Genomic DNA, 11,988 nt, shown 5'->3' with positions numbered 1-11,988 from the left:
AGAATTATACTAGTTAGAAAAATGGTGATGTCATGTTATTAACTTTAAAAATTTTACTTAAGTGTTTGTTAAAATTAAGTATTTAATGGTGTTAAAAATTGTTAAATTCTCATTTTACTAAGTTGTTTTTGATGAAATATGCTTTGTAGCTCTATCTTTAAAGCTTCTAAGTTACACTACAATTATAAAATATACCTCAACATTACCACAACATTTCACTAACTATAAGGTTTTAGCTAGAGTTTATTAACATTTTTTTAATACTATTTAAAATTGAATTAAATACTCTCAATGCCCTATTAAACAAACAATAATAGTGCTATTTTAATAGTAAACTGTACTATATTAATGTAGTATTATCTAATTTATGTATGTTTTTTGTATAGGTGAAGTTTTAATAGTGAGTAGAAATTAAATGTAATTTTATGTAAACTTAATTTATCAATATATATGAAATCATTTTTATTATTAATTTTTCTCAGTTTTGCCAGTATCTTCGGATATTCACAAGACAAAGAAATAAAAGGAAATGTAGTCGACACAAATGGAATGCCTTTACCAGGTGTTTCTGTACTTGTAAAAAACACAACAAATGGTGCTTCTACAGATTTTGATGGAAATTTTACAATAACTAATGTAGAGAAAGGACAAATACTTCTTTTTTCTTATGTTGGTTTTGTAAACAAAGAAATTGTAATCGATAATGAAACTACTATTAATGTAGTACTTTCTGAAGATTTACAAAGTTTAGATGAAGTAGTCGTAGTAGGTTACGGAGTACAAAAGAAAACCTTAATAACCGGAGCTGGTGTAAATTTAAAAGGAGAAGATATTGCAGCGTTAAATACTGGAACTGCAATGGAAGCTCTACAAGGAACAACAGCCGGAGTTAGTATTACTAGAAACGATGGGCAACCAGGAGCAGGTACAAAAGTAACTATTCGTGGATTAGGTACTATTGGTGATTCTAATCCATTATACATTGTTGATGGGGTTGCTGTAGGGGATATAGATTATTTAAACTCATCAGATATTCAATCTATTGATGTTTTAAAAGATGCTGCATCTGCCGCTATTTACGGATCACGTGCTGCCAATGGTGTAGTTTTAGTAACAACAATTAAAGGACGTAAAGGAAGTCCAGCTAAGATTAGTTATGATACTTATTATGGAATTCAAAATACTTACAAAAACTTAGACCCATTAAATGCACAAGAATATATGTATATAATGGATGAAGGTCGTGTAAATGATGGTTTAGCGCCAAATGATTGGGAGGCAATCTTAAAAAACAATGCTTGGTTAAATTCAAATTATCCAGGTTTAGGAACTCAATATGGAGAAGAAATTTGGAACGACTTAGAAAACGGTTGGGAAGGAACCAATTGGGTTGATGAAATGACTAATGAAGATGCAATAATACAAAGTCATGCTATTAATATAACAGGAGGAACTGATAATATGACGTATTCTTTAGGAGCTTCATATTTAAACCAAGAAGGAGTTATTGGTGGTGATATTATAGATGCTGGATTTGAGAGATTCACAACAAGGTTAAATACAGAAATGGTATTGAAAAAAAATGATGAACATAATATCATTACTATAGGAGAAAATTTTACTTATACCAATACAACAAATAGAGCAGTAGCTACAGGAAACATTTATTATAATGACCTGCATAATGCATTAGTGCATAATCCATTACAACCTGCTTATTGGCAACAATCTATAGATAGTAATATTGACCCATTTGGATTTAGCCCATCATTAGACGGATTGGCAAATGATCAAACAAACCCATTGGCGGTTATGTATTACAGATCAAACTATAATTATAGTAAATCAAATAAAATTATTGGAAATGTATATTTAGAAATAGAACCAATAAAAGATTTAAAAATAAGAACTTCTTACGGTATTGATTCTTGGTTTGGACACAGCAGATCAATGAATCCAACTTATGGTTTAGGTTTATTGTATGAAGACAAAATAGATGGAGCTTCACAAAGTCAATACTTAGGAAGTAATTGGACTTGGACTACCACAGCATCCTATGACCGTCAATTTGGAGATCACAAATTAAATGTTTTAGTAGGTACTGAGTTGTATAAAAATCAGTTAAATACTGAAGTTGGTGGTTCAAAAAGTAATTTATTATTTCCAGGGGATCCAGACTATGCTTATGTAAATAACACAGAGAGTCCTTCTTCTATTAATGAAATTAATACTTGGGGTGCAGATTGGGCCGCAGGTGGTGGAGGATTATTATCGTATATCGCAAGAGCACAATATGATTACAAAGAAAAATATTTATTCTCAGCAACAGTTCGTGCAGATGGATCTTCTAATTTTGCTGAAGGAAACAGATGGGGTACTTTCCCATCAGTATCAGCAGGTTGGGTTTTAACAAGTGAAGATTTTATGGAAGATAAAGTAGATGCATTAGATTTTGCTAAGCTTCGTGTAAGTTGGGGACAAAATGGTAATCAAACCATTCCAAATTTTATTTACTCATCTCAAATTGCGTATGTTTTTCCAGGATATTTCTTTGGAGATACTAAACCAGTATCAGGGGTAACATCTTACCCAGAACGTGTAACAAATCCAGATGTGAAATGGGAAACATCAGAACAATTAAATATTGGTTTTGATACAGAATTTTTTGACTCAAGATTAGGAGTAACATTTGATTGGTACAAAAAAACAACAAAAGACTGGTTGTTAGAATCAGCAATTTTAGGAACTTCTGGTGCTAATCCACCTTATGTAAATGGAGGAGATGTTGAAAATACGGGTATTGAGCTTGTATTAAATTGGAAAGAGAATTTAGGAGATTTTAATTATGGAGTTACATTAACGGGAGCTCATAATAAAAATGAAGTAACAAGAATTGCAAATTCAGATGGAATAATACAAGGATCAAGTAGTGTATTATCTCAAGGTACTGCAGCTGTATCAAGAGTAGAAGTAGGGCAACCAATAGGTTTTTTCTACGGATATACAACAGATGGTATTTTACAAAATCAAGATGAAGTAGATGCTTATGTTACACCAAGCGGTGATCCATATTTTGCAGATCAACGTCCAGGAGATGTCCGTTTTGTAGATTTAAATCAAGATGGTGTTATAGATGAAGGTGATAAAACCAAAATAGGAAATCCAAATCCAGATTTTGAAATGGGATTACAATTAAATGCATCTTACAAAAAAGTATATGCAAATGTTACTTTCTCAGGAAAATTTGGAATGCAAATAATGCAATCATACCGTTCTTTTGCTGACCGTTTTGATCAAAACTACACTTCAGATATTTTTGATCGTTGGCATGGTGAAGGAACTTCAAATACATTACCACGTTTAAGTTCTACATCAAATAGAAATACAAATTTAATTTCAGATATTTTTATACACGATGCAGATTATTTAAGAATTAACAACTTAACAGTAGGTTATGAGTTTGGAGATATGTTTGAGGATTATGCAGCAATTACAAACTTAAAAGTATATGCAGCAATAAGTAACTTATATACATTCACTAAATATGATGGAATGGATCCAGAAGTTAGATTTGGACATGATTCAGATTGGGCATCAGGAATAGACTTAGGATTATATCCACAATCTAGAACAGTAATGTTTGGACTAAGTCTTGATTTTTAAAATTTAAATAAAGTAAATTATGAAAAAACTAAAATATTTTATAGCTATTGTCACAATGGTTATTACAACAAGTTGTGGTGATAAGTTTCTAGATACTGATAACCTTTACGGTAAAAGTTTAGATACTTATTATAGCACACCAACAGATATTGAAGAAGCTATGGCTGGAGTATATAATGCAATTTATACACCTGGTGTTCATAGTGAAGAAACTGTAGCTGCCAATCTATTATCAGATATGATGTTAGGAGGTGGGGGACCAGACGATAAATCAGCAAAATATGTTGATAATTTCGAAGATCCTGATGAAGATACGTATAGAGATATGTGGACACAATCTTATAACGGTATTGCAAGAGCTAATGCCATAATTGAAAAAACTGCTACAGCTGATTTTTCTACATTTTTTGCTAGTACAGAAGAAGCAGAAGCATTTAAAAATCAAGCTATAGGAGAAGCTTTGTTTATGAGAGCATTCTTTTACTTCAGATTGGCTAAGTTTTTTGGAGGAGTACCTTTAATTATAGCAATCGATGATCCAAAAGATGTAGCAAGAGCTACTTATACAGAAACTTATGCTCAAATAGCATCAGATTTAAAGTTAGCTATAGAAACTATGCCTGATAAATCATTTACGGAAATTTCTACATCAGAGTATGGACACGCTAATAAATGGGTGGCACAAGCATATTTAGGAAGAGCTTACTTGTACTATACAGGTTATATGACCAACATAGAAGGACAAGCTACAAGCGATTTACCATTAGCAGATGGAGGTTCATTAAGTGCATCAGATGTATCAGCATATTTAGAGGATTGTATTCAAAATAGCGGTTATGCTTTAGCAAGTGATTTTAGAAATTTATGGCCATATTCTTATGTAAATCAATCTGCAGGAAGTACTGTTTTACCTTGGGCTGAAACTGAAGGTCTATCTTGGGTAGGTCAAGATGGTCACTCACCAACTTTTGGTACAGGAAATTATGAAACAATGTTTGTGCAAAGATTTTCATTTGGAGATTGGGGTTGGAGTAATGGAAACAGTTATACAAATAGATATGTTTTATACTCAGGAATAAGAGATAATTCAATGACTCCTTTTGGTCAAGGTTGGGGATGGTGTACAGTAAACCCAACATTATATAATAATTGGGATGATGCAGACCCTAGAAAACAAGGATCAATATTAGAAACTGGGGAAGCAGACCAAGGAACAGCATCTTTTGAAGCTGGTAAGGGAGATCACGAAACAGGCTTATTTAATAAGAAGTATTCATCTATCCAATATCCAGATGAGGAAGGAACTGTGGTAGGTATGTTTGTACAATTATACGATTGGTCAAACACAGATATGCAATTAATGCACGCTCAAGACTTTATATTTATGCGTTTTGCTGATGTATTATTAATGCACTCAGAAATTACAGGAACAGCTGATGGTATGAATGCAGTGAGAGCAAGAGCAGGTTTACCAGCAGTAGGATATTCATTAGATGCTATAAAACAAGAACGTTTACACGAATTTGCATTTGAAGGTTTACGTTGGTTTGATATAGTAAGATGGGGAGATGTAGAAACTGCTTTTAATGGTACCATAGATGTTACCAATTCAGGGATTCCAGCGACCTATAGTGTAAATTATAGATCAGAAACAAAAGGATTGGTTCCAATACCAGAAACGGAAGTACGTTTAAGTAATGGAGTTTACCAACAAAACCCAGGCTGGTAATAATTATAAACTTATAAACTTAAAAATATGAAAATTAATAAAATAATAGGTTTTTTTATTGCTTCACTGCTGTTGATATTTACAGCTTGTGAACCAATAGTTGACGAAGATGTACTGGAAAATACTACAGATGTTGCCGGAGTGGAACTTTCAGCTACACAGAGTACTCCAGGTGGAAATGAAATTACTTTAGATCTTGTAACTCCAGGTATTAATGGATATTGGGATTATAATTTAGGTCAAGCACTAACAGATAAAATTACATTTATTTATCCAATACCAGGAACTGCTACTTTTACATTTACAGGTACATTAGGAAAAGAGTTTTTTACAAAAACTATAGATGTTCAAGTAGATCAATTAGATCACGAATTAGATCAAGATTGGTATAATTTGGTAAGTGAAGATACAGTTGGAGGAAAAACTTGGGTGTTTGATGGAGGCCCAAATCCAGATGGTAGAATGTGGTGGTTTATGTCTGCACCAGGAAATATAGATGGAGCTTGGGGTGCTTGGTGGAATGCAGGAGGAGATTGTTGTCCACCTGTAGATGCAGCAGGTAAAATGCATTTTGATTTAGATGGAGCAGCTAACTTTACTTATTATGCAGATGCTTCTTCAGGAACAGGTGAAGCAGGTAGCTTTGTATTAGATGTTGCAAATCAAAAATTACAAATAATAGGTAGTAATATATTAGGAGCCGAAGAACCAAGAGGAAATCCAGAAGGAATTTACGATATAGTTTCATTAACAGAAGATCAAATGGTACTGTATTTATCTAATAATGCTGGTGGTACTGGTTGGACTTGGGTTTTTAAAGCTGAATAAATAATAAAATAGAAGAATAATTAATTATCGAGTTTCCTACAAACAGTTGTTTTAACTCTTTAATAGTATCTAATAAATTAGTTAACATGTTAGACTTTATTAAAAATAGTAAGTTAAATGTTTTAGTAGGATTAATACTGATAATTATTATTTCTTGTGGAAGTGAAGGAGATGATAGCTCTCTTGATTCTGTAATAGATCCTGAAGTTATCACTCCTTCAAATCTTTTATTAACAATCGATATTGTTGGTTTAGATTCAGAAAATCCTAATGGTGATGGTACGGGAGTTGTTTATTGTACAGCTTCTGCTACAGATGCAGTAAAATATGAGTTTAAATTTGGTAATGGAGATGAAATTACCAATACATCAGGCTCTGTAGAGTATCAGTATACCGATAGAGGTACAAATAATTATATTGTTTCAGTAATTGCTTTTTCTAAAACAGGTGATACTATAAATACATTTCAACAAATTAAAATAACAGTACAGCGTGCACCATTTGATAATTTGATTTTCTTTGATGAATTTGATATTGATGGAAGTCCAGATGATTCTAAATGGGGGTATAATATTGGAACTGGAGATAATGGTTGGGGAAACGGTGAAAAAGAATATTATACAGATAGAGCTGAAAATGTTATTGTTGAAGATGGTTTTTTAAAAATTACAGCAATTAAAGAAAATTATGAAGGGGCAAAATATACTTCAGCCCGTATGTTAACTCAAGATAAATTTGAGTTTACTTATGGAAGAGTAGAGGTAAGAGCAAAGTTGCCATTTGGTAGTGGAACTTGGCCAGCAATTTGGATGTTAGGCGCAAATATAGATACTGTCGGTTGGCCTGCTTGTGGAGAAATTGATATTATGGAACACTGGGGTTACAATCATGGTACCGTACAAAGTGCTTTACACACACCTTCTAGTTATGGAAGTACAACAAATCATGGTTCACAATTATTAGAAGATGTATCTAATGAGTTTCACGTGTATACAGTAGAATGGGATGATGAGGAAATTGTTTTTTCAGTTGATGATAAAGTGCATTATACGTATAGTCCAGCAACTAAAAATGATGAAAACTGGCCATACACAGCTGATCAATTTCTAATATTAAATGTAGCAATGGGAGGTAGTTGGTTTGAGATAGATCCTAATTTTACAGAATCGAGTATGATAGTTGATTATGTAAGGGTTTATCAATAAGAGTAAATTAGAATTGTAATAATATTCGTTTTATCGATTTTCAAGCGCTATAATTTACTTAAATATTGAATCATTAAAAAATAAAATATTGTGTTGTTTGAAAAGGATATAAAGCAATATGTATAATAGAAAATAATATATTAAAATAATGAGAAAATTATTTATAGCATATACGTTGATAACTTTGTTTTCTTCTTGTGTTCAAAAAGAGAATACAAAATCAGAATCAGTAGAAGAAGTTACAACAGAAGTAATAACTGAATTTGGTAATACGTTACAAGTATTTACAAGTGCTCACAATTCTGAATTTAAATTATCACCAACCGGTACTATTGAATTTTCAGATTTTAAGCAACCTTTAGAAACAGAATCTTCTATTTTAGTAGATCCAACAAAACAATTTCAAACTTTTGTAGGTATTGGAGCATCACTAACAGATGCAGCAGCAGAAACATTTTATAAATTAACTAAAGAAAATCAGGCAAAATTTTTAGAAGCTTATTACAGTATAGATAAGGGTATAGGATATTCTTTATCTAGAACAACCATACATAGTAGTGATTTTGGTAGTGAAAGTTATACTTATATTGAAGAGGGTGATGCTGAACTAAAAACCTTTAATATTGGTCACGATAAAGAATTTAGATTACCATTTATTAAATCTGCAATTGCAGCAGCAGGAGGAAAATTAAAAATGTATGTGAGTCCTTGGAGTCCACCAGCCTTTATGAAAACAAATAATAATATGTTAAATGGTGGAAAACTTAAACCTGAGTTTGCAGCATCATGGGCAAAATATTATGCTAAATTTATAAAAGCTTATGAAAAAGAAGGAGTTCCAATTTGGGGATTAACAATTCAAAATGAGCCAATGGCAACTCAAATTTGGGAGTCTTGTATTTATACTGCTGAAGAAGAACGTGATTTCTTAAAAAATCATTTAGGTCCAACATTGGAAAATGAAGGTTTAGGAGATAAAAAAATTATTGTTTGGGATCATAACCGTGATTTAATATTTCAAAGAGCAAGTACTATTTTAAATGATCCAGATGCTTCAAAATATGTTTGGGGTATTGGTTTTCATTGGTATGAAGATTGGAAAGATGGAGTTCCAATGTTTGATAATGTAGCTAAAGTTCATGAGGCATATCCTGATAAAAATCTAATATTTACAGAAGGTTGTACAGAGTCTTATAATTTAAGTAGAATTGTAAATGAAGACCCAAAATTAGCAGAACGTTATGGAAAATCAATGATCAACGATTTTAATAATGGAACTGTTGCTTGGACCGATTGGAATATTTTATTAGATGAAACAGGTGGTCCAAACCATGTAGGTAATTTATGTTTTTCTCCAGTCCATGGAGATACTAGAACAGGTGAACTTACCTTTACAAATTCATACTATTATATTGGTCATTTCTCAAAATTTATTAGACCAGGAGCCAAAAGAATTTCTAGTGTGTCTAGTGCAAACAAATTATTAACTACGGCATTTATAAATAAAGATAAAAGTATTGTTATAGTTGCTATGAACCAGAGTAGCGAACCTTTAACTTATACAGTAACTATTGGTTCAAAAACCGCGACATTAGATATGCCTGCACATGCAATAGAAACACTATTGTTGAAATAATTAATTATACTATTAAAAGAATTTAACATGTCAAAAAAGTTAGTATTTATAGCATTTGTAGTTTCCTTAGGAGGGTTTCTATTTGGATTTGATGCAGGAATTATTTCAGGAGTAATGTCTTATGCAGGTCCTGAATTTAATTTAACTGATGGTCAAATGGGTTGGGTGGTAAGTTCTCCATCATTTGCGGCCATGATTGCGATGTTAGTTTCTGGTCGATTAAGTGATATTGTTGGAAGAAAAAAAATTCTGATAGGTGTCGCTTTGGCTTATGCAGTTTCTGCATTGGCATCGGCTTATGCAACGTCTTATGAAATGATGTACATTGCTAGAATGCTTGGTGGTTTTGCATTTGGTGCAGCTTTAATTTTAGCGCCAACATATATTGCTGAAATTTCAACTGCAGAAAGCAGAGGTAAATTAGTTTCTATTCAGCAATTAAACATTGTTTTAGGATTTTTTGCAGCATTTTTAAGTAATTATTATTTGAATTATTTAAACTCTGAAGGTTCTACTTTTTTTACCGACGAAAATGTATGGAGATATATGTTGGGAGTTGAATTAGTACCTGCAGTTTTGTACTTTTTCTTTATGTTTTTAGTACCAAAAAGCCCTCGTTGGTTATTTGCTATTGGTAAAATAGAAGAAGCAAAAAATGTGTTAAGATCTATTCACGGAAAAGAACAAGCAGAAATAGAAATAAAATCTATTGAAGAAAATGTTAAAGAAGAAGAAAGTAAATCAAAAGTATCAATTAAAGAGTTGCTAAAACCTTCATTAAGATTTATTATAATTGTTGGGTTAACAATTGGTGTTTTACAACAAATTACAGGAATTAATGCTGTTTATTTTTACGCGACTTCAATTTTTAAACAAACCGGTATTGGAACAGATGCAGCATTCTCTTCAGGTGTTTTACTAAGTTTTACATCGGTATTATTTACCATTGTTGCTATTTTGTTAATTGATAAAATGGGGCGACGACCTTTACTTTTAGTTGGAATGGGAGGTATTGCAATTAGTTTGTTGTTATGTGGTTACGGATTTAGTCAAGCAACTTACAAACTAACACCTCAAGAAATTACAAGTTTTGAAGATTTTGACAATTCATTATTAACACCTTTTGAAAATAAGGAATATTCCAACGATTTAGATTTTAAAAACGACATGAAATCAGCTCTTGGAAATCAGGTATATGCTAAAAATGAAGGAGCTATTTTAGAAGCTGCTACAGATATGAATCCAGTAATAGTTTTAGTTGGTATTTTAGGTTTTATAGCTTGTTTTGCGTTTTCATTAGGACCTGTTATGTGGGTGTTACTTTCAGAATTATATCCAATAAAATACAGAGGTTTGGCTATTGGAGCCATAGGTTTTGTAAACTCATTTGTGAGTTGGTTAATTCAACAAATATTCCCTTGGGAATTATCAACTTTTGGAAATGCGATGACTTTTTTAATATTTGGAGTAATTGCAACAATAGGATTCTTTATTCTTTTTAGAATTCTTCCAGAAACAAAAGGAAAATCATTGGAACAAATTGAGCTTGAATTAGTAAAATAATTAAGAATTAAATTAGAATCAAAAAAATGAAAAATATAGTAATAATTATTTTTTGTATTTCATTAATTTATGGTTGCAAAACTGAGCAATCAAAAAATAAAAGTGAAGCAATGGATGGACCAGCAAAAGTAACATTAACTAATACAAATGGTAAATATCAATTATTAGTTAACAATAAGCCTTTCTATATTGATGGTGCAGGTTTAGAGTTTGGTAATATTGAAGCGTTGGCAAAACACAACGGGAATTCTTTTAGAACCTGGAGAACAGAAAACGGACAAAGAAGTGGTAAAGAGGTTTTAGATGAAGCTTATAAACATGGATTAATGGTAACTATGGGTATTGAAGTTGCCAGAGAACGTCACGGATTTGATTATGATGATGAGGTTGCTGTAAAACAACAACTAGAAAACATTAGAGAAGAGGTTTTAGAATTAAAAGATCATCCTGCTTTAATGATTTGGGCAATTGGAAACGAACTAAATTTAAGAGCTACAAATCCTAAAGTTTGGAATGCTGTAAATGATATTTCTAAAATGATTCATGAAATTGATCCAAATCATTTAACAACAACAACTTTAGCGGGTATTTCACAAAAAGAAATTTCTTTAATTAAAGAAAGATGTACAGATATCGATATATTATCTGTTCAAATGTATGGCGATTTACCAAATTTACCGAAACTTATAAAAGAATTTGGTTGGGAAAAATCTTATATGGTTACAGAATGGGGAGCAACCGGACATTGGGAAGTGCCTAAAACAGAATGGGGAGCTCCTATAGAAGAAAATAGCACCTTAAAAGCTGCAAATTATTTAAAAAGATATAAAGGAGGTATAGAAGCAGATACTTTACAATGTATTGGATCGTATGTTTTTCTTTGGGGAAACAAGCAAGAAAGAACGCCTACCTGGTATGGAATATTTTTTGAAGATGGAAAAGAATCAGAGTCAGTTGATGTAATGCATAAAATCTGGAATAATAAATGGCCAGAAAATAGAACTCCTCAAATAGTGTCATTTACTTTAAACGGTAACACAGCTTATGAAAATGTGAATCTAGAACAAGGTAAAACTTATGAAGCTATTTTAAAAATTAATGATTTTGAAAATGACCCTATAAATTATAAATGGGAAATTTTACCAGAAAGTACAGATTTAGGAGATGGAGGAGATTATGAAGAGCGTCCAGAAGCAATTGAAATTAATTTTGAAAATATAGAGGAAGGAAAAGTTACTTTTAAAGCCCCAGAAAGTGGTGTTTATAGGTTGTTTGTTTATGCCGATGATAGTTTTGGACATGCTGCAACGGCTAATATTCCATTTAGAGTTAATTAAGTTCATAATAAGTAAATTGTAAAAACC

7 protein-coding genes are annotated in these 11,988 nt (G+C 31.8%); all 7 read left to right on the top strand.

From position 1 onward, the window contains the following. The first annotated feature begins 450 nt into the window (after positions 1 to 450). The 7 genes from MHL31_RS08640 to MHL31_RS08610 all read left to right on the top strand — a co-directional run bounded on the left by MHL31_RS08640 (position 451) and on the right by MHL31_RS08610 (position 11,961). Entirely contained in the window at positions 451 to 3,663 is a 3,213-nt protein-coding gene (locus tag MHL31_RS08640) for a TonB-dependent receptor (protein ID WP_240225533.1), read from the top strand. A gap of 19 nt (positions 3,664 to 3,682) precedes the next feature. After that, positions 3,683 to 5,392, top strand: coding sequence for a RagB/SusD family nutrient uptake outer membrane protein (locus MHL31_RS08635; protein WP_240225532.1), 1,710 nt, complete (start codon positions 3,683 to 3,685; stop codon positions 5,390 to 5,392). 27 nt (positions 5,393 to 5,419) lie between these two features. Further along, positions 5,420 to 6,220: a hypothetical protein gene (locus tag MHL31_RS08630; RefSeq protein ID WP_240225531.1), complete on the top strand. Its 801-nt coding sequence runs from the start codon at positions 5,420 to 5,422 to the stop codon at positions 6,218 to 6,220. An 86-nt stretch (positions 6,221 to 6,306) separates the two neighbouring features. Further along, on the top strand, positions 6,307 to 7,425 hold the full coding sequence (locus tag MHL31_RS08625) for a glycoside hydrolase family 16 protein (RefSeq protein ID WP_240225530.1): 1,119 nt from the start codon (positions 6,307 to 6,309) through the stop codon (positions 7,423 to 7,425). Positions 7,426 to 7,573: 148 nt separating this feature from the next. Then, the gene (locus tag MHL31_RS08620) at positions 7,574 to 9,061 is read left to right on the top strand and encodes a glycoside hydrolase family 30 beta sandwich domain-containing protein (RefSeq protein ID WP_240225529.1); all 1,488 of its coding nucleotides are present in this window, start codon (positions 7,574 to 7,576) and stop codon (positions 9,059 to 9,061) included. A 27-nt stretch (positions 9,062 to 9,088) separates the two neighbouring features. Then, positions 9,089 to 10,624 carry a sugar porter family MFS transporter gene (locus MHL31_RS08615; RefSeq protein WP_240225528.1) on the top strand — a complete coding sequence of 512 codons (1,536 nt, stop codon included), beginning with the start codon at positions 9,089 to 9,091 and terminating at the stop codon, positions 10,622 to 10,624. A gap of 26 nt (positions 10,625 to 10,650) precedes the next feature. Next, positions 10,651 to 11,961 (top strand): glycoside hydrolase family 2 TIM barrel-domain containing protein, encoded by a 1,311-nt coding sequence (locus tag MHL31_RS08610; RefSeq protein ID WP_240225527.1) that lies wholly within the window; start codon positions 10,651 to 10,653, stop codon positions 11,959 to 11,961. Positions 11,962 to 11,988: the final 27 nt, after the last annotated feature.

It is taken from the genome of Lutibacter sp. A80 (assembly GCF_022429645.1).
Classification (GTDB): Bacteria; Bacteroidota; Bacteroidia; order Flavobacteriales; family Flavobacteriaceae; genus Lutibacter.
This window is presented reverse-complemented; position numbering and strand designations above follow the sequence as displayed.

Coding starts and splice junctions, on each gene's coding strand:
- MHL31_RS08640 (WP_240225533.1), top strand. CDS start 451: ATGAAATCATTTTTATTATTAATTTTTCTCAGTTTTGCCAGTATCTTC.
- MHL31_RS08635 (WP_240225532.1), top strand. CDS start 3,683: ATGAAAAAACTAAAATATTTTATAGCTATTGTCACAATGGTTATTACA.
- MHL31_RS08630 (WP_240225531.1), top strand. CDS start 5,420: ATGAAAATTAATAAAATAATAGGTTTTTTTATTGCTTCACTGCTGTTG.
- MHL31_RS08625 (WP_240225530.1), top strand. CDS start 6,307: ATGTTAGACTTTATTAAAAATAGTAAGTTAAATGTTTTAGTAGGATTA.
- MHL31_RS08620 (WP_240225529.1), top strand. CDS start 7,574: ATGAGAAAATTATTTATAGCATATACGTTGATAACTTTGTTTTCTTCT.
- MHL31_RS08615 (WP_240225528.1), top strand. CDS start 9,089: ATGTCAAAAAAGTTAGTATTTATAGCATTTGTAGTTTCCTTAGGAGGG.
- MHL31_RS08610 (WP_240225527.1), top strand. CDS start 10,651: ATGAAAAATATAGTAATAATTATTTTTTGTATTTCATTAATTTATGGT.